Below are 18,316 nucleotides of genomic sequence, written 5' to 3'. Positions count from 1 at the left end.
GTTTATACTCGGGGGCTTAGACGGCTAACACCACCCCTGTAGGAGCGAGCCTGCTCGCGATGAACCCGAGAACACCGCTGGGTGTCAGGCTTGCAGCGTTATCGTTGGCGACCATCGCGAGCAAGCTCGCTCCTACAGGGATTTGCGCCACTCCTCCCGGTTCGGATTTGACCATGAGCAACAGCAGCACCACACAGCCCGCACCCGGCAACGCCGAACCGCATTTCCTCGGCACACGCATTCGCGGCCTGCGCAAACGCCGGGGCATGACCCTGGCGGAACTGGCGCAACAGAGCGAACTCACCGCCGGCTACATCAGCCAGCTGGAACGCAACCTCGCCTACCCGTCGATTCCGGCGCTGTTCAACATTGCCCGCAGTCTCGGTGTCACCATCCAGTGGTTCTTCGCCAGTGAAGCGGTCACCGCCCCCGAAGACGATGGCGTCGTGGTGCGCAAGAACAGCCGTCTGAACGTGCATTACGAAGACGGCATCGTCGACCAGTTGCTGACGCCGCAAGCCAACCGCCAACTGGAAATGCTCCACTCACGGTTCCCGCCCGGCACCTACAGCCAGCAAAGCTACAGCCACGATGGCGAAGAAGCCGGTTTTCTGCTGTCCGGCAGTTTCGAACTGTGGGTTGGCGAGCGCCATTTCCAGCTCAATGAAGGCGACAGCTTCAGCTTTTCCAGCCAGGAGCCGCACCGCTACGGCAACCCCGGCGATGTGGACGCGGTGGTGATCTGGGTGATTACGCCGCCGACGTTTTAACGCCGGCCGCGCCCGATGGGCTGCGCGACACTCGCACGCTTGAGGGTGTCGCTCGGCAGTTCCTTGAACAGCGCGCGATAGCTGCTGGAAAACCGCCCCAGGTGCCAGAACGACCAGCGCATCGCCACTTCAGCCACGGTGGTTTGCGTGGGCGTGCGGCTCAGCAATTCGCGGCGGGCGCTGTTGAGGCGGCGCAAGCGCAGCCATTGGGTCGGCGCCATGCCGGTGTAGGTCTTGAACGCATGCTGCAACTGGCGCAGTGAAACCCCGGCCACATGGGACAATTCCAGCAGGTTGAGGTGTTCTTCCGGGGTGTCCGCCGCCCATTCCCCTACCCGCTTCATGATCGCCCGCTCTCCGGCACGGCGCTGCAATGCGCCTTGGTCGAGGCCGACACAGGCGTTGTCGAGAATGAACAGGCAGTCTTCCAGCAATTGCTGGGTCAGCGCTTCGCGGCTCGGTGGGTCGAAGGTCTGCGACAGCCGCGTCAGGGTCCCGCTGAGCCAGCGGCAGAACAGCGCGTTCTGCTGCGAGTTGAGCGGCGCCATGAACAGCCCTTCGAGCCGGGCGATGTCGAGGCTGTGGCGTTTTACGAACTCCGGCCCGAACACCACGGCGATTTCCTGGTAATTCTCCGGGGTGATCCAGATGTTGCGACTTTCGCCATTCAATACGTACAGCGCGTTGTCGCCGCGATCGAAACAGAACGACAACGAGCCCTGGGGCGCACTGAAATTCTGCTCGACCCGGGTATTCATCGACTCTTCGTAAATCTCCACGCCCTGCAGATCCAGATAGCGCACCAACCCCGCGAAATGCCCCGGCGACATCTGCTGGTAATGCTGAGTCCAACCCGGTGTGGCGCGGATTTGCTCGGCGACATCGGCGGTGTTGAAGGCTTGGACCTGGAGGGCGTTGGAACCTGTCATGGGATGACCTTACGCACTCTTTTGGTGCGCTTTGTGCTGCTTAAAGTGGATAGATGGAACCGCAAGGCTCGCCCAAGATAGACCTCAACGCGCTACAGGGGAAGTGTCCGGCGGATGAAACCGGCCTCTCCTGGCGTTAATAAAACCAATAACGAGGTCTTTATGAATGTCCCTTTCGATCAGCTGTTCACTTGGCTGAAAGATCACAAGATTACCGAAGTCGAGTGCGTTGTCAGCGACCTGACCGGCATTGCACGCGGCAAAATTGCACCGACCAACAAGTTCCTGCATGAGCGAGGCATGCGCCTGCCGGAAAGTGTCCTTCTGCAAACGGTAACCGGGGACTTTGTCGACGACGACATCTACTACGACCTGCTCGACCCGGCCGACATCGACATGGTGTGCAAGCCGGACGCCGACGCCGTCTACGTGGTGCCGTGGGCCATCGAGCCGACCGCCATCGTGATCCACGACACCTTCGACAAGTTCGGCAACCCGATCGAGCTGTCGCCGCGCAACGTGCTGAAGAAAGTCCTGCAGCTGTACACCGACAAAGGCTGGCGGCCGATTGTAGCGCCGGAAATGGAGTTCTACCTGACCCAGCGCTGCGAAGACCCGGACTTGCCGCTCAAGGCGCCGATGGGCCGTTCGGGCCGTGCCGAAAGCGGTCGGCAGTCGTTCTCCATTGACGCGGCCAACGAATTCGATCCGCTGTTCGAAGACGTCTACGACTGGTGCGAACTGCAAGGCCTGGACCTCGACACGCTGATCCACGAAGACGGCCCGGCGCAGATGGAAATCAATTTCCGTCATGGCAACGCACTGGACCTGGCCGACCAGATCACCGTGTTCAAGCGCACCATGCGTGAAGCGGCGCTCAAGCACAACGTGGCGGCAACCTTCATGGCCAAGCCGGTCGGCGACGAGCCTGGCAGCGCCATGCATATTCACCAGAGCGTGGTGGACATTGCTACCGGCCAGCCGATCTTCGCCGATGCCGATGGCAACATGAGCGAGCTGTTCCTGCATCACATCGGGGGCTTGCAGAAGTACATCCCGAAAGTGCTGCCGATGTTCGCGCCGAACGTCAACTCGTTCCGCCGCTTCCTGCCGGACACCTCGGCACCGGTGAACGTCGAATGGGGCGAAGAAAACCGCACCGTCGGCCTGCGCGTACCGACGTCCAGCCCGGACGCCATGCGCGTGGAAAACCGCCTGCCGGGTGCCGACGCCAACCCGTACCTGGCCATCGCCGCCAGCCTGCTGTGCGGTTACCTGGGCATGGTCGAGCGTATCGAGCCAAGTGCCGCGGTACAGGGCCGCGCCTATGAGCGTCGCAACCTGCGCCTGCCGATCACCATCGAAGACGCCCTGACCCAGATGGAAGAATGCGACACCATCAGCCGCTACCTGGGCAGCAAGTTCGTACGGGGCTACGTCGCAGTCAAACGCGCCGAGCACGAGAACTTCAAGCGCGTGATCAGTTCGTGGGAGCGTGAGTTCCTGATGCTCAGCGTCTGAGGCCTGCGCTCCCACAGGAGGCAAGTGATTACCAAAGAATTGCCTGAAGCATCCAATAATTCCAAGAAGGTATCGATATGCGTCTATTGAAATCCATGGTCCCGGCCGCACTGGCGGTTCTGTTCAGCGCCGTTGCCCAGGCTCAACCCCAGGTCAGTGTCTACAACTGGACCGACTACATCGGCGAAACCACCCTCGCCGACTTCCAGGCCAAGACCGGGATCAAGGTGATCTACGACGTTTTCGATTCCAACGAAACCCTGGAAGGCAAACTGCTTGCCGGTCGCACCGGGTATGACGTGGTCGTGCCGTCGAACCACTTCCTCGCCCGCCAGGTAAAGGCCGGCGCGTTCCTCAAGCTCGATCGCGAGCAGTTGCCGAACTTCAAGAATCTGGACCCGAAACTGCTGGCGCTGCTGGAGAAAAACGATCCGGGCAACGCCCACTCGGTGCCCTACCTGTGGGGCACCAACGGCATCGGCTACAACGTCGACAAGGTCAAGGCTGTGCTGGGCATCGACAAGATCGACTCCTGGGCCGTGCTGTTCGAACCGGAAAACATCAAGAAGCTCAGTGCCTGCGGCGTGTCGATGATGGACTCGGCGGATGAGGTGTTCCCGGCGGTCCTCAACTACATGGGCATGGACCCGCGCAGCGAAAACCCCGAAGACTTCAAGAAGGCCGAAGCCAAGCTGCTGCAGATCCGCCCGTACATCACCTACTTCCACTCCTCCAAGTACGTCTCGGACCTGGCCAACGGTGACATCTGCGTGGCGTTCGGTTACTCGGGCGACGTGTTCCAGGCCGCCAACCGCGCCAAGGAAGCCAACAACGGCGTGAACATCGCCTACGCCATTCCCAAGGAAGGCGCCAACCTGTGGTTCGACCTGCTGGCCATCCCCGCCGACGCCGGCAATCCGAAAGAAGCCCACGCCTTCATCAACTACCTGCTGGACCCGCAAGTGATTGCCAAGGTCAGCGCGTCGGTCGGCTACGCCAACCCGAACCCGGCCGCCAAGCAGTACATGGACCCCGAGCTGGTCAGCAACCCCGAGGTGTATCCGCCCCAGGAAGTCCTCGACAAACTCTACATCTCCACCACGCCGCCACAGTCGATCATGCGCCTGATGACCCGCTCGTGGAGCAAAGTGAAGTCCAACAAATGAATCAGTACACCCAGGAACATACCCACTCCTATTACGCAGCGTCCGCCAAGGGCATGAGGCAGCGTCCCGCGCTGGCCTCGGACCTGGTGGCCGATGTCTGCGTGGTCGGCGCGGGTTTCACCGGCATCAACACTGCCATCGAACTGGCCCAGCGCGGGCTCTCGGTGGTCCTGCTGGAGGCCCGGCGGATTGGCTGGGGCGCCAGCGGACGCAACGGCGGCCAGTTGATACGCGGCATCGGCCATGACGTCAGCGGCTTTGCCAGACATGTGGGCGCCGAAGGCGTGCAGTACCTGGAACAGGCCGGGGTCGAATCGGTGCAAGTCGTGGCCCATCGCATCCGCGAACACGGCATTGATTGCGACCTGCGCTGGGGCTTCTGTGAACTGGCCAACACCCCGGCGCATTTTGCCGGGCTGAAGGCCGAACACGCCCAATTGCTCGAGTCCGGTTACGCTCACGAAACGCGCCTGATCGAACCTGGCCAGATCCGCGAGCAGGTGGTGGACTCCGGCGTTTACGCCGGCGGCCTGGTCGACATGGGCTCGGGGCACCTGCATCCGTTGAACCTGGCACTGGGCGAAGCGCAAGTCGCCGAGTCCCTTGGCGTGCAGATCTTCGAGCAAAGCCCGGTGCTGGAGTTGATCCACGGCAGCACGGTGCAGGTGCGCTGTGCCGGGGGCACCGTGCGTGCGGCCACGCTGGTGCTCGCTTGCAATGCCCACCTGGAAGAGCTGGAACCGAAGCTCAGCGGCAAGGTACTCCCGGCGGGCAGCTACATCATCGCCACCGAACCCTTGTCGGAAGACGCCGCCAGGCAACTGATTCCGCACAACGTCGCGCTGTGCGACCAGAAAGTCGGACTGGATTACTACCGGCTCTCGGCTGACCGGCGTCTGTTGTTCGGCGGTGCCTGTCATTACTCGGGGCGCGACCCGGCGGACATCGCGGCCTACATGCGCCCGCAGATGCTCAAGGTGTTCCCGCAACTGGCCAACACGCGCATCGACTATCAGTGGGGTGGCATGATCGGCATCTCGGCCAACCGCTTCCCGCAGGTCGGGCGTCTGAGCCAGCACCCGAACGTGTTCTACGCCCAGGGCTACTCCGGCCATGGCCTGAACGTGACCCACTGGTGCGCGAAGTTGTTGGGCGAAGCGATCCATGCCGGACACAGCAAGGGCTTCGACGTGTTCAGCGCCGTGCCGCACATGACCTTCCCCGGCGGACGCGCCCTGCGCTCGCCGCTGCTGGCCCTTGGCATGTTCTGGTATCGGATGCGGGAAATGCTGGGCTGACACAATTCTCCCGGGCGCCCCCTACCTACTGTGGGAGCGGCGGTGCGGCGATCCGACTTGCTCGCGAAAGCGGTCGGACATTGAACATTGATGTCGACTGACCCACCGCTTTCGCGAGCAAGCCCGCTCCCACAGGTTCAGCGGTTGAGCGCAAACCTGCGAACTACCCAAGTCATTGGGGAGCTTGCTCCTACAGGGTTCTGCGTATTCGCTCATCTACCCATCCCCTTGTTTCGACTTTCGATTTGCTCAATCGCGAGGCACTTCTATATTGAGGGGGTGCTCTGAACTTCCTGCCTCTTGTTGAGCTTGACCCATGGCAACTACCGATCAGCTGATCATCTGCGAGCACTGCGACAGCGTTTACCAAAAAGTCACGCTCGCCAAACATCAGAAAACCTTGTGTACGCGCTGCGGCGGCGTGCTTCAGCGCTATAACGGCCTCACGGTGGAGCAGCGTCTTGCGTTGACCTTTACCGCGCTGATGCTGTGGATTTTCGCCAATTTCTATCCCGTGATGAGCATCAGCCTCAAAGGCTCGAAGCACAGCGCCACCCTCTGGGACTCGGTGCTGGCCCTGAGCCTGGGGCCTATCACCTTCATCGCCATGGTGGCGGCGATCGCCATGATCATCGCGCCGATCTTCCAGTTGTTGCTGCTGATCTGGGTGCTGGGCTTCGCACTCGCCGGGCAACGCTCACCGGGCTTCAGGTTCTGCATGCGCTGGCTGGAAACCCTGAGGCCCTGGAGCATGCTCGAAGTCTGCCTGCTGGGCGCCATGGTCGCCGTGATCAAACTTGCCGGCCTGCTTGATGTGCTGCCCGGTATCGGGTTGTTTGCCCTGGCCGTGCTGAGCCTGATGATGATCCGCATCGCCGGGCGCGACATCCGCGAACTATGGGACATTGTATGAGCACGCCTCCGTACGCCGACGAGCTCAACCTGTGCCTGTGTCACACCTGCGGCCTGGCTTGCGACATGACTGACGAACCTCACGAATGCGAGCGTTGCGGTGCACCGCTGCACCGGCGCAAAACCAATTCGCTGACCCGCACCTGGGCCTACATGATCGCGGCCCTGGTGTTTTACATCCCGGCCAACCTGTTGCCGGTGATGAACACCGAGATGGTCGGCCATGGTGCCGACAGCACGATCATGAGCGGCGTGCTGGAGTTCTGGGAAGCCGGGGCCTGGGACATCGCCCTGATCATTTTCATTGCCAGTATCGCGGTGCCGGGCATCAAGTTCGTCGCCATCACCTTGCTGCTGATCACCGTGCAGCGCGACAGCGAGTGGGCACGCAAAGAGCGTTCGACGCTGTACCGCTTCGTCGAGGTCATCGGCTACTGGTCGATGCTCGATGTGATAGTCGTGGCCCTGGTGGCCTCGCTGGTGAAATTCCAGGCCCTGGCCGACATCGAGCCGCGTCCGGGCATTCTGTTTTTTGGTCTGGTTGTGGTGTTCACCATGCTCTCGGCAATGAGTTTCGATCCACGCATGATCTGGGATAAAGAGCGGGAAAACCCGCACAATGAGGAGGTCACGGATGAAGTCGCAAGCCACTGACGGGCCGCAAGCCCCTGGGCAGGCACCGATCAAGACCCGCCGTTTCAGCGTTTCGCTGGTCTGGATCGTGCCGATCGTCGCGGTGCTGGTGGGTATTTCGCTGGTGGTTCACAGCATACTGCAGCAAGGCCCGACCATCGTTGTCACGTTCAAGACCGGGAGCGGCCTGACGGCGAATAAAACCGAGGTCAAGTACCGTAATGTGGTGATTGGCCAAGTCTCGGATGTGGAACTGAGCAAAGACCAGAAGAGTGTCAACGCCACCATCAAGCTGGCCAAGCAGGCCGAAAGCTTTACCCGCGAGGATTCGCAGTTCTGGGTCGTGCGCCCGCGCATTGGCGCTGGCGGTGTGTCCGGCATCGATACCCTGCTGTCGGGCGATTACATCGGCGCCGATATCGGCCAGGCCAACAGCCGGGCAAAACACTTCACGGGGCTGGAAAACCCGCCACCCATCACCTACGGCGAACCGGGCAAGCGTTTCACCCTGTTCACCCAGGACCTGGGGTCTTTGGATATCGGCTCCCCGGTCTACTACCGCAAGATCCCGGTAGGTCAGGTGGTGGCCTATGCGCTGGACCCGGATGGCAAAGGCGTGAACATCGAGCTGTTCATCCACGCCCCCAACGACAAGTACGTTACCGAAAACACGCGTTTCTGGAACGCCAGCGGCATTGACGTGAACGTCGGCGCCAACGGTTTTGCGGTCAAGACCGAATCGTTGTCCTCCCTGCTGGTGGGCGGCATTGCCTTCCGCGCACCCGACTACAGCCCTGGCGATAAACCGGCCGCTGCGGAGTACGCCTACGAACTGTTCGACGACCAGCAAACCGCCCTCGCCCCGCCAAACGGCAAGCCGCAATACCTGGCCATGCGTTTCGACCAGGCGATGCGCGGGCTCAAGGTCGATGCTCCGGTGGAATTCCTCGGTGTGGAAATCGGCAAGGTGGTGACGGTCAATCTGGATTACGACGAGAAGAATCGTTCCTTTCCGGTCAACGTCGGCATCGTGATTTACCCGCAACGCCTGGGCAAGGCCCACGAAAAGATGCTCAAGGCGCTCAATCATGACCCCAATGACGAAGCGGGTGGCGTGCGCCTGATGGGCACCTTTATCGATAACGGCCTGCGTGCCCAGGCGCGCACCGGTAATTTCCTGACCGGCCAGTTGTACATTGCCCTGGACTTCTACCCCAAGGCAGAAAAAGTCGCCTTCGATCCAACGGCACGTCCGATCATGATTCCAACCATTGCTGGCAGCCTCGAGCAATTGCAGGAAAAACTCGAAGCCATGGTCGACAAGATCAACAAACTGCCGATCGAGCGAATCGCTGGCAATCTCGATGGCAATCTCGTGGAACTGCGTAAGGGCATGGCGCAATTCAATGGCAAGATCCTGCCTGGCGTGCAAACCACTCTGTCGGACTTCAGCAAGACGCTGGAAACCGCCAACACGACCCTGAAATCCGCCGGTTCGACCTTGGCCGACGACTCGCCGCAACGGGAAAAACTGGATCAGACCCTGGATGAACTGGGACGCACGTCGAGATCCTTGCGTGATCTATCGGATTACCTGGGACGGCATCCGGAATCGCTGCTTCGCGGCCGCCCGAACAATGCCCCGCCCATGGATCTGCAAGGGCCACCGCGCAATTGAGCACAGGAGCAACACCCATGGCTTTTCCGCTGAAATTCACAGTGTTCACCGCGTTGTTGCTGCTCGCCGCTTGCCGCAGTGACCCGATTCAGTTCCACACCCTGACCCCCGCCCAGGTGGGCGATCATTCCAGGACCACCGTCGGGGTGATTCAGGTCGAGACGCTAAGCTTGCCACCCCAGGTCGATCGTGCGCAGATCGTCATTCGCGAGGGCAACAGTGGCCTGGCGATCCTCGAAACCCATTGGTGGGGCGCAACCCTCGTCGACGAATTGAGCAGTGCGCTGGCCGATCAACTGGGCAACAGTCCCGTACAGGGCAGGTATTCGGTGCGGGTCGATGTGCAGCGCTTTGACTCTGTCCCCGGTCAATATGCGCTGATGGACGTGATATGGCGTCTGCGCAGTGCCGAGCCAGGCGACAAGAAACAGGTGATTTGCCGCAGCACCTTGCAAACGCCGTCCGGCGCAAGTGTCGATGAACTGGTACTTGCCCACCAAAACAACATCAAACGCCTGGCCGCGCTGATCAGCCAGGCGGCCACCCGCCCCCAGGCGAGTTGCCCTTCGTCCTGACGGCCATCCATTGCCAGCCAGCTGGCTCCTACAGACGCGGTCTCTTGTAGGAGCTGGCTTGTCGGGTCGCCGCATCGCAGCGATGGTCGTTAACGATAACGCGTGGGATCTGGATGAACGCGGCGCACTGGAGTCCATCGCCAGCAGGCTGGCTCCACAGTAGTTTCAGCGACCCGTTCCTCGGCACACCGGCAATCACCGAGCTATCCTTTCGCAACCCCGATGAACTCCGCGCGGGGCCAGCAGCAACTGGCATCGGGTGATTGAAAAAGCAGTCGTGGGCAGCGTCACATTCTGACCGATGACATCGTTTGATCGAAGAGTCGAACCACAGTGGACGCAGTACTGCTAATCTGAATGAAAATTACATGTATTAACGGTTTTTTTGACGTTATTTTCTCATTTGGATCTCTACATTTCCCGCAACTCAAAAAACATGCAAATGATTCGCATTGGTTAACTGGCGTTTCACTGCGCATGACTTTCAAAAAATGCACCAGGAGCAGCCCGCAGAATGATTCCAAAAATCCCTTCGTTCTTGAAAAAAGCCCTGCTGGCCACCGCGTTGCTGAGCGCTGGCCAGGTCTATGCCGCTGACTCCGTCGGCATCGTGGTGTACAACGCGCAACACGCAGGCCTGACCAAGGCCTGGGTCGAGGGCTTTACCCAGGAAACCGGTATCCCTGTCACCTTGCGCAACGGCGATGACACCGAAATGGGCAATCAGATCGTGCAGGAAGGCGCGTCCTCTCCGGCAGATGTATTCCTGACCGAAAACTCCCCGGCCATGGTGCTGGTCGACAACGCCGGGCTGTTCGCACCTGTCGATAAAGCCACACTGGAGCAGGTCGACCCGGCCTATCGTCCGGCCCACGGCAAATGGGTCGGGATCGCCGCGCGTTCCACGGTGTTTGTGTACAATCCGAGCAAACTCTCGGAAACCAACTTGCCGAAATCGATCATGGACCTGGCCGACCCAAGCTGGAAAGGTCGCTGGGGCGCGTCGCCAGGCGGTGCTGACTTCCAGGCCATAGTCGCGGCCATCCTGCAACAAAAGGGTGAAGCCGCCACGCTGGAATGGCTCAAGGGGATGAAAACCAACTACACCAGCTACCGGGGCAACAGCGCGGTACTCAAGGCGGTGAATGCCGGGCAGATCGAAAGCGGTGTGATCTACCACTATTACAGCCTGGTGGATCAGTCCAAGACCGGGGAAAACAGCAAGAACACCGCCCTGCACTATTTCAAGCACAAGGATCCGGGCGCTTTTGTCAGCATCTCCGGCGGCGGCGTCCTCGCTTCCAGCCAACACAAGGAACAAGCCCAGGCGTTCCTCAAGTACATTACCGGCAAGGACGGCCAGGCTGTGCTGAAGAACGGCAAATCGTTTGAATACGCCGTCGGCAAAGGCGCTGAATCCAACCCTAAACTGGTGCCTCTGAATCAGCTCGATGCGCCGACTGTCGATGCTTCAAAACTCGACAGCAAAAAAGCCGTGGAGCTGATGACACAGGCCGGACTGCTCTAATTGATGCCTGAAACCCTGCCTGCGGGAGTCGCCAAGGCGACTCCCGCACCATTGCGTCGACGATCCCGCGGAGTATTCGCCGGGCGTGGCGGTGTATGGGTGATCGGTTTGTCGGTGCTGGTTTCATTACTGGCACTGCTACCGATCGCTTACGTTATCGGCGTGTCCCTGCAGACAGGCTGGTCAACCGTCGTGACCCTGGTGTTCCGCCCTCGGGTCGGTGAGCTGCTGGTCAACACCCTGTTGCTGGTGCTGCTGACGATTCCCTTGTGCGTGGCACTGGGGGTGACGCTGGCATGGCTGACCGAACGCACGAATCTGCCAGGGCGGCGCTGGTGGTCGTTGCTGGCCACCGCACCGCTGGCGGTGCCTGCGTTCGTTCACAGTTACGCCTGGGTCAGCCTGGTGCCACCGATTCACGGCTTGTTTGCCGGTGTCCTGGTCTCGGTCATCGCCTATTTCCCGTTCCTGTATTTGCCGGTGGCGGCCACGTTGCGCCGGCTCGACCCGGCCATCGAAGACGTCGCCGAGTCCATGGGGCTCAAACCCTGGAAGGTGTTTTTCCGTGTGGTGTTGCCGCAATTGCGCCTGGCGATCTGCGGCGGCGCTTTGCTGGTCGGTCTGCACCTGCTGGCCGAATATGGCCTGTACGCCATGATCCGCTTCGACACCTTTACCACCGCGATCTTCGACCAGTTCAAATCGACCTTCAACGGCGCAGCGGCGCACATGCTGGCCAGTGTGCTGGCGCTGTGTTGCCTGGCCATGTTGACGGCCGAGTCCGCCGCCCGGGGTTCGGCACGTTACGCTCGCGTCGGTTCGGGGAGCGCCCGGGAGCAACGGGTCGTGTGCCTGAAACCGGCATCCACCCTGCTCTCGTTGACGCTGCAAATGGTGACCTGTGCCCTGGCCCTGGGCGTGCCCTTGATCACCCTGGGCAAATGGCTGATCGCCGGCGGCGTGGAAGTCTGGGACATGGCCGAGTTGTTGCCTGCTCTGGAACAAACCCTGTTGCTCGGCGTCGCAGGTGCCGCGCTCACAACTTTCGCGGCGATCCCGATTGCCTGGCTGTCGATCCGTTACCCCGGTCGAATGCAACGCGTGCTGGAAAGCTGCAACTACATCACCAGTTCCTTGCCCGGAATCATCGTGGCGTTGGCCCTGGTCACCGTCACGATCCATTTTGCCCGGCCGATTTACCAGACCACCTTCACCGTGTTGCTGGCGTACCTGCTGATGTTCCTGCCCCGCGCCCTGGTCAGCCTGCGCGCCGGCATTGCCCAGGCCCCGGTGGAGCTGGAGAACATCGCCCGCAGCCTTGGCCGTTCGCCAGCCCGGGCACTGTGGCTGGTCACCTTGCGCCTGGCCGCCCCCGGAGCCGCCGCCGGCGCGGCGCTGGTGTTCCTGGCGATCACCAACGAATTGACCGCCACCCTGCTGCTGGCCCCGAACGGCACGCGCACCCTGGCCACCGGATTCTGGGCCATGACCAGCGAAATCGATTACGCCGCCGCGGCGCCCTACGCCTTATTGATGGTTGTGCTGTCGCTGCCGCTGACCGGACTTCTTTATCACCAATCGAAAAAAACGGCTGGCCGATGAACACTCTTGAACTGAATGCCCTCTACAAGTCCTATGGCGCCCATTGCGCGCTGGACAACGTCAGCCTGTCGGTGCCGAGCGGCAGTCGCACGGTCATCGTCGGCCCGTCCGGCTCCGGCAAAACCACCTTGCTGCGTATGATTGCCGGCTTCGAATTCCCCGATTCCGGGCGTCTGTCGCTCAATGGCCAGACCCTGGTCGACGGCACCCACGAAGTGCCGGCCCATCAACGCCTGATCGGCTACGTGCCGCAGGATGGCGCGCTGTTTCCGCACATGACCGTGGCGGCGAACATCGGCTTCGGCTTATCGACCAAGGGCACTGAAAAACAACAACGCGTCGCCGAACTGATGGACAGCGTGGCGCTGGACGCGAAGATGGCCGAGCGCTGGCCTCACGAATTGTCCGGCGGCCAGCAACAGCGCGTGGCCCTGGCCCGGGCATTGGCACAACAACCACGGCTGATGCTGCTGGACGAGCCGTTCTCGGCGCTCGACACCGGATTGCGCGCCGCGATGCGCAAGATGGTCGCGCGGCTGCTGGAAGACGCGGGCGTCACCACCATCCTGGTCACCCATGACCAGAGTGAAGCCCTGTCATTTGCCGACCAGCTGGCGGTGATGCGCCATGGCCGACTGGTACAGTCAGGGCATCCGCTGGACCTTTACCGCTATCCCGAAGACGAACAGACCGCCCTGTTCCTGGGGGATGCCGTGGTGATGCCGGCGCGCATCGAGGCCGGTTGGGCTCATTGCGACCTGGGGCGGATCCCGGTCAACAACCACCGCAACAACAACTCGGCGCAGATCATGCTGCGCCCTGAACAGCTGCAATTGGCCAGTATCCTTCCCGGCGACCCGCAAGCCGATGGTTGCCGGGCCGTGGTCACCGATCGGGATTTCAGTGGCAACACTTGCACGCTGACGGTAGAACTCCAGTCATTGACCAGCCGCGAGCAACCGGGCCGATCACTGCTGGTGCGCAGTTCCGGCATGTACGCACCACCCGCCGGCAGCGCGGTTCAGGTCTCGACCATTGGCCACGCCCATGTGTTGAGCGAGCTGTAATCGTTCACAGGTCGAAACGATCCACTGCCCGACGCCGCTCGTTGTCGTCGCGCACATCGTAGTTGGCCGTAGTCTGAATGTTGCTGTGGTGCGCCAGTTTCTGCGCAATCGACAAGTCATGCTCTTCGATCACCCGGGTAATGAATGAACGCCGGAAGTCGTGGGGCATGATTTTCACTCCGACCTGCGCGCCCCGTTGCCGGGCGATGTAGTAGATCGCATGTTTGGTGATGCGCTCACGGGTGATATGGCTGCCACGGCGAATGCGATTGAACAGGAACGGATCGTCCGGTTCGCCTTCCTTGAGCAGGGAGCGGCGCAGTTCAAGCCAGGCTTGCAGTTTGGCGAAAGCCCAGGCCGGCGCGTACTTGATCAACTGCTTGTTGCCCTTGGCCGTCACCTGCAGGCTGCGCTGGGTGAAGTCGACCTGATTCAGCTCCAGGTTCACCGATTCGGACTTGCGCATTCCCGAGCCGTACAAAATCCCGATGATCGCCGCATCCCGCAAGCCTTGTGGCCGCGGATCGGCGGCGCAGACGGCCATCAGTTCCTGGATCAGCGTACGCCTGAGGTTGCGTCCCTGGGACAGCCGTGTACCGGCGATGCCCTTCACCGAGCGCATCTTCAACAGGTGCTCCTGCGAGATCAGGCTCATGCGCCACGCTTCGTTCATCACCCCGCGCACCGCGTTGACATACAGTGAAGAGGTGTTCGGCGCATAGCCGTCTGAACGCAATGTGGCCACCAGTGCGATCACGTCTTCGGGCTGCAGGTTGTGCCAGGGGATCTCCTCGATATCGCAGTCTTCGAAGCCCAGGCGGTCGGCGGCGTCCTGCAGCACGTAGCGCATGGTCAGCTGACTGGAGGGTGCCAGCCGCGCCAGATACAGGGTCAGCGGATTGGTGAGGGGCGTGCGAGAATCAATTACAGGTAAGTCAATCAAACGAAACGGCCTTGAATGAAAACAGGTCAAAGAAGCAGCTAAGAAGAGAAATAACGATCATATAAAAGACATTGGTTCTGTAGAACTTTTCCTAAAACACCATCAACGCGGGAAGTCTGAACAGCAGATTAAATAGCCTTCAGATAAACGATTCCCCCACCGCTTTTCATGTCCCTTTCACAAAATCGGGCATAACCTCCCATGAAGTCGAAGCAACCCGAATGGACGTCCAACCTGCCGCCCACGGCGAAAAAAGTCAACCGAAGCAGTTTTTTACCGCCGACCGGTAACTATCTGATTTGATGCAGGTTCTGATATCGAAGCGGCGATCACGCCGTGCACCAAAGCCATCATCCCGGTGTATTACGCCGGTGCGGCATTCGATCTCGATCCGCTTTACGCCCTCGCCGACAAACACGGCATTGCCGTGATCCAAAACGCCGCCCACGCCGCAGTCACTCAGCCAGAGCGTCAGATTGCCGAGCAACGACCTGGGCGCCGCTTCGGCGTTGTCCTGGCGGATGAAACGGCCGCAAGTGGCTTTTTTCAACACGATAAGCAAATTGAAATATGGCCTTGCCTATCCTGCTGACCTGCCTGGGCCTGGGTCTGCTGGTCGCCAGCGTACCGCTGTTCATCGAAGCGTCCAGCCTTACAAAGAGCCCAGGCGTGGCATTGGTCATCCTCGGCGTCATCACCATCAATTCCCGACCTGCTCGTGCGCCCGAACAAAGGAGTGCCCCATGAAAATCAGTGTGTTTGGTAGCGGCTATGTTGGCCTGGTGCAGGCCGCGGTACTGGCGGAAGTCGGCCACGACGTGATCTGCATGGACGTTGACGAGAAAAAAGTCGAACTGCTCCAACAGGGCCACGTGAGTATTTTCGAACCCGGCCTGGCCAGCCTGGTACGCGAAGGTCTTGACGCCAAACGGTTGCAGTTCACCAGCGACGAAAGATTAGCGGTCCAGCACGGCCAGGTGCTGTTCATCGCGGTCGGCACACCGTCCCGGGAAGACGGCTCGGCAGACTTGCGCTACGTGATGTCGGTGGGCGAAGCGGTAGCACGGTATCGCGAACAGCCGGCGATCCTGGTGGAGAAATCCACCGTCCCGGTCGGCACCGGCGACGCCTTGCGTGCCCACATCGACAAATGCCTGCTCAGTGTCGGGCGGTTATTGCAGTTCGATATCGTCTCGAACCCCGAGTTCTTGAAAGAAGGTTCGGCCGTGGCCGACTGCCGACGCCCGGACCGTATCGTCATAGGCTGTGAACGCGATGAAGTGCGTGACGTGATGCGTGACCTGTACTCCCCCTTCAACCGCAACCACGAACGCATCATGTTCATGGGCCTGCGCAGCGCCGAACTGACCAAATACGCCGCCAACTGCATGCTGGCGACCAAGATCAGCTTCATCAACCAGATCGCCGAACTGGCCGAACACCTGGGTGCCGACATCGAATCGGTACGCCTGGGCATCGGCGCCGATTCGCGTATCGGCTACCACTTCATCTATCCCGGTTGCGGCTACGGTGGCTCGTGCTTCCCCAAGGACATGCGCGCCCTGATCCACAGCGCCGAAGAGGCCCATTGCTCCAGTGACCTGCTGCAGGCAGTGGAAGCCATCAACGAGCGGCAAAAGCACAAGCTGTTCGAGCGCATCAACGCGTTCTACCGGGGCGATTTGCGTGGCAGGACCTTTGCCGTCTGGGGCCTGGCCTTCAAACCCAATACCGACGACATGCGCGATGCACCGAGCCGGGTGTTGCTGGAATCGTTGTGGGCCGCCGGGGCGAATGTCCGCGCGTTCGATCCCGAAGCCATGCAGGAAACCCAGAAGCTGTATCCGGATGAGTCGAAACTGATGCTCATGGGGACGCCTGAGTCGGTCTTGTCCGGCGCCGATGCATTGATCATCTGCACCGAATGGCAACAGTTCAAGGCGCCGGACTTCGAGTTTATCCGCCAACGCCTCAACACGCCGGTGATCTTCGATGGCCGCAACCTGTACGACGCGGACCGACTGGCACGCATCGGATTTACCTACTTCCCGATCGGTCGGGGTGAGTCGCACAAATTGCCGATGCCTTACCAGCAATGGCTGGCCGAATCAGTGGTCGCTTAAACCTCATGCTCCCAGCTGTTTGTCTCGCGAAAGCTGGCATCGGCGCTGCTGGTGCCTGGCGCCGTTGCGTTGTCAGGCTCACGGGAAGCCGGGCCGGCCTTGCGCTTGCAGCGTAGCGGGCGATTCGACGGGAATGACTGGGTGTTGCTGCACCGCCAGTAAATCCCGTAGCAACGACCGGGTGTCCAACTGCTAGAGTAGCGCTGACCATTGGACTGATGCCGGCCCGATCGAATAAGGACATTCACACCGTGACCCGATACTCCCCCCTCATCCGCCGCCTGCTGATCTGCTCGCTGACCATCGTTGTCAGCCGCGCCATCACCAGCCCGTTACTCACGTTGTTCGTCAGCGACAAACTTGGCCTCAACCAACAGGACGTTGGTCTGCTGCTCGGCATTGCGGTGTTCGTCGCCACCCTGCTCTCCCTCTACGGCGGCTACATCATCGATCGCTTCGAAAAACGCCGATTGCTCGTGCTGTCGATGGCGTCCAGCGCGGTCGGCCTGGTGTTGCTGACCTTTGCCGAAAACCTCTACCTGACCACGATCACCCTGATCGTCACCGAAACCGCCTCGGCACTGTTCCTGATCGGTTCGAAAGCGATCCTCAGCGACAACCTGCCCGTGGGCCAGCGGGCCAAGGCGTTTTCCTTGAGCTATACGCTGACCAACATTGGCTACGCGGTCGGGCCGATGCTTGGCGTGCTGATTGCCGGTGCCTTTGCCAGTGCGCCATTTCTGATCGCGGCGGCCATCGCTTTTTTCAGTATTTTCCTGATGACCGGCATTCCCGCGGATCCGGGCAAAGTGGCTCCTGCGGGTCAAGCGCAGAGTTTTCTGAAAACCCTGATCACCCTGAAAAACGACCGCACCCTGATCATGTTCACCGCCGGTTGCCTGCTCAGCACCGTGGTGCACGGGCGATTTACCTTTTACCTGTCGCAATACCTGCTGGTGACCAGTAATCCCCAGCACACCATGGAAATCATGGCCGCCCTGCTCGCCTGCAACGCCATCAGCGTGATCCTGTTGCAATACCAGGTCGGACGTTTTCTCAAACGTGAGCAATTGCGCCAGTGGATAGTGGCCGGCACCGGCCTGTTCATCCTCGGCCTGATCGGTTTCAGCCTGGCGGACAGCCTGGTGAGCTGGTGCGTGGCAATGTTCATCTTCACCCTGGGTGAAATCATCATTTACCCGGCCGAGTTTCTCTTTGTCGACACCCTGGCTCCGGAAGCACTGCGCGGCAGTTACTACGGCGCGCAAAACCTGGCTGCGCTGGGTGGCGCGGTGAGCCCGGTGATTTGCGGCTTCATGCTGATGCACAGCCCGGCGCCGACGATGTTTTATGCCTTGAGTGCACTGGCTGCGGTGGGCGGCCTGCTCTGCTACATGAGTGGCCGACGGGGCCACTTAAAGCAAAATTAATGCACTGAAAGCTCATTAATATGAATTTGTCAGTAGCTGGATTGAACGGCACACTGTGCCTGTTCCTCCCCCAACAGTTGGAACACCTTCAAGGGCTTTCTGGGTTTCCCAGCTAAGCCCTTTTTTTACCTCGTTTTTTTC

15 protein-coding genes and 2 pseudogenes are annotated in these 18,316 nt (G+C 60.6%); 15 read left to right on the top strand and 2 right to left on the bottom strand.

What is annotated here, in order from left to right; translation table 11 throughout:
* The first annotated feature begins 173 nt into the window (after positions 1-173).
* Positions 174-770 (top strand): cupin domain-containing protein, encoded by a 597-nt coding sequence (locus BSF40_RS24175; RefSeq protein ID WP_095967093.1) that lies wholly within the window; start codon positions 174-176, stop codon positions 768-770.
* Here BSF40_RS24175 and BSF40_RS24170 read toward each other — a convergent pair.
* A complete protein-coding gene (locus tag BSF40_RS24170) occupies positions 767-1,699 on the bottom strand; it encodes a helix-turn-helix domain-containing protein (protein WP_095967092.1) in 933 nt (310 codons plus the stop codon). The two genes, BSF40_RS24175 and BSF40_RS24170, sit on opposite strands and share 4 nt — an antisense overlap.
* Positions 1,700-1,861: 162 nt before the next feature.
* Here BSF40_RS24170 and BSF40_RS24165 point away from each other — a divergent pair, with 162 nt between their 5' ends.
* The 10 genes from BSF40_RS24165 to BSF40_RS24115 all read left to right on the top strand — a co-directional run bounded on the left by BSF40_RS24165 (position 1,862) and on the right by BSF40_RS24115 (position 13,679).
* Entirely contained in the window at positions 1,862-3,220 is a 1,359-nt protein-coding gene (locus BSF40_RS24165; RefSeq protein WP_007974329.1) for a glutamine synthetase family protein, read from the top strand.
* A gap of 77 nt (positions 3,221-3,297) precedes the next feature.
* The gene (locus tag BSF40_RS24160) at positions 3,298-4,386 is read left to right on the top strand and encodes a polyamine ABC transporter substrate-binding protein (protein WP_095967091.1); all 1,089 of its coding nucleotides are present in this window, start codon (positions 3,298-3,300) and stop codon (positions 4,384-4,386) included.
* Positions 4,383-5,684: an FAD-binding oxidoreductase gene (locus tag BSF40_RS24155; RefSeq protein ID WP_095967090.1), complete on the top strand. Its 1,302-nt coding sequence runs from the start codon at positions 4,383-4,385 to the stop codon at positions 5,682-5,684. Before BSF40_RS24160 ends, BSF40_RS24155 begins: the two co-directional genes overlap by 4 nt.
* Positions 5,685-6,000: 316 nt before the next feature.
* Positions 6,001-6,597: a paraquat-inducible protein A gene (locus tag BSF40_RS24145; RefSeq protein WP_095967089.1), complete on the top strand. Its 597-nt coding sequence runs from the start codon at positions 6,001-6,003 to the stop codon at positions 6,595-6,597.
* Positions 6,594-7,250 carry a paraquat-inducible protein A gene (locus BSF40_RS24140; protein WP_095967088.1) on the top strand — a complete coding sequence of 219 codons (657 nt, stop codon included), beginning with the start codon at positions 6,594-6,596 and terminating at the stop codon, positions 7,248-7,250. Before BSF40_RS24145 ends, BSF40_RS24140 begins: the two co-directional genes overlap by 4 nt.
* Entirely contained in the window at positions 7,231-8,907 is a 1,677-nt protein-coding gene (locus BSF40_RS24135; protein ID WP_095967087.1) for an intermembrane transport protein PqiB, read from the top strand. The genes BSF40_RS24140 and BSF40_RS24135 overlap by 20 nt, the downstream gene beginning before the upstream one ends.
* A 17-nt stretch (positions 8,908-8,924) precedes the next feature.
* Positions 8,925-9,482 (top strand): membrane integrity-associated transporter subunit PqiC, encoded by a 558-nt coding sequence (locus BSF40_RS24130; protein ID WP_095967086.1) that lies wholly within the window; start codon positions 8,925-8,927, stop codon positions 9,480-9,482.
* A gap of 514 nt (positions 9,483-9,996) precedes the next feature.
* Entirely contained in the window at positions 9,997-11,010 is a 1,014-nt protein-coding gene (locus BSF40_RS24125; RefSeq protein ID WP_095967085.1) for an iron ABC transporter substrate-binding protein, read from the top strand.
* Positions 11,011-11,013: 3 nt separating this feature from the next.
* Positions 11,014-12,612, top strand: a complete 1,599-nt coding sequence (locus tag BSF40_RS24120; protein WP_095967084.1) for an iron ABC transporter permease — start codon at positions 11,014-11,016, stop codon at positions 12,610-12,612.
* Positions 12,609-13,679: an ABC transporter ATP-binding protein gene (locus tag BSF40_RS24115; RefSeq protein WP_095967083.1), complete on the top strand. Its 1,071-nt coding sequence runs from the start codon at positions 12,609-12,611 to the stop codon at positions 13,677-13,679. Before BSF40_RS24120 ends, BSF40_RS24115 begins: the two co-directional genes overlap by 4 nt.
* A gap of 4 nt (positions 13,680-13,683) precedes the next feature.
* On the opposite strand, the gene xerC is transcribed toward BSF40_RS24115, so the two are convergent.
* The gene (gene xerC / locus BSF40_RS24110; protein WP_095967082.1) at positions 13,684-14,622 is read right to left on the bottom strand and encodes a tyrosine recombinase XerC; all 939 of its coding nucleotides are present in this window, start codon (positions 14,620-14,622) and stop codon (positions 13,684-13,686) included.
* A gap of 316 nt (positions 14,623-14,938) precedes the next feature.
* Here xerC and BSF40_RS24105 point away from each other — a divergent pair.
* From BSF40_RS24105 to BSF40_RS24090, 4 genes and pseudogenes are all read left to right on the top strand, one after another.
* Positions 14,939-15,082 (top strand): annotated as a pseudogene (locus tag BSF40_RS24105) (DegT/DnrJ/EryC1/StrS family aminotransferase); the annotation flags it as partial.
* Positions 15,083-15,231: 149 nt separating this feature from the next.
* A pseudogene (locus tag BSF40_RS24100) lies at positions 15,232-15,369 on the top strand (4-amino-4-deoxy-L-arabinose-phospho-UDP flippase); the annotation flags it as partial.
* Complete coding sequence (locus BSF40_RS24095; RefSeq protein WP_095967081.1) at positions 15,366-16,745, top strand: UDP-glucose/GDP-mannose dehydrogenase family protein; 1,380 nt, start codon at positions 15,366-15,368, stop codon at positions 16,743-16,745. The pseudogene BSF40_RS24100 and the gene BSF40_RS24095, both read left to right, overlap by 4 nt.
* Before the next feature lie 251 nt (positions 16,746-16,996).
* The gene (locus tag BSF40_RS24090; protein ID WP_095967105.1) at positions 16,997-18,175 is read left to right on the top strand and encodes an MFS transporter; all 1,179 of its coding nucleotides are present in this window, start codon (positions 16,997-16,999) and stop codon (positions 18,173-18,175) included.
* Positions 18,176-18,316: the final 141 nt, after the last annotated feature.

It is taken from the genome of Pseudomonas sp. ACN5, from assembly GCF_002303975.1.
Taxonomy (GTDB): Bacteria; Pseudomonadota; Gammaproteobacteria; order Pseudomonadales; family Pseudomonadaceae; genus Aquipseudomonas; species Aquipseudomonas laurylsulfatiphila.
Note: the sequence above shows the minus strand (reverse complement) of the source record. Positions and strands in the feature narration are given on the sequence as shown.

Coding starts and splice junctions, on each gene's coding strand:
- BSF40_RS24145 (WP_095967089.1), top strand. CDS start 6,001: ATGGCAACTACCGATCAGCTGATCATCTGCGAGCACTGCGACAGCGTT.
- BSF40_RS24095 (WP_095967081.1), top strand. CDS start 15,366: ATGAAAATCAGTGTGTTTGGTAGCGGCTATGTTGGCCTGGTGCAGGCC.
- BSF40_RS24125 (WP_095967085.1), top strand. CDS start 9,997: ATGATTCCAAAAATCCCTTCGTTCTTGAAAAAAGCCCTGCTGGCCACC.
- BSF40_RS24140 (WP_095967088.1), top strand. CDS start 6,594: ATGAGCACGCCTCCGTACGCCGACGAGCTCAACCTGTGCCTGTGTCAC.
- BSF40_RS24120 (WP_095967084.1), top strand. CDS start 11,014: ATGCCTGAAACCCTGCCTGCGGGAGTCGCCAAGGCGACTCCCGCACCA.
- BSF40_RS24165 (WP_007974329.1), top strand. CDS start 1,862: ATGAATGTCCCTTTCGATCAGCTGTTCACTTGGCTGAAAGATCACAAG.
- BSF40_RS24175 (WP_095967093.1), top strand. CDS start 174: ATGAGCAACAGCAGCACCACACAGCCCGCACCCGGCAACGCCGAACCG.
- BSF40_RS24130 (WP_095967086.1), top strand. CDS start 8,925: ATGGCTTTTCCGCTGAAATTCACAGTGTTCACCGCGTTGTTGCTGCTC.
- BSF40_RS24170 (WP_095967092.1), bottom strand. CDS start 1,699: ATGACAGGTTCCAACGCCCTCCAGGTCCAAGCCTTCAACACCGCCGAT.
- BSF40_RS24115 (WP_095967083.1), top strand. CDS start 12,609: ATGAACACTCTTGAACTGAATGCCCTCTACAAGTCCTATGGCGCCCAT.
- BSF40_RS24135 (WP_095967087.1), top strand. CDS start 7,231: ATGAAGTCGCAAGCCACTGACGGGCCGCAAGCCCCTGGGCAGGCACCG.
- BSF40_RS24160 (WP_095967091.1), top strand. CDS start 3,298: ATGCGTCTATTGAAATCCATGGTCCCGGCCGCACTGGCGGTTCTGTTC.
- BSF40_RS24155 (WP_095967090.1), top strand. CDS start 4,383: ATGAATCAGTACACCCAGGAACATACCCACTCCTATTACGCAGCGTCC.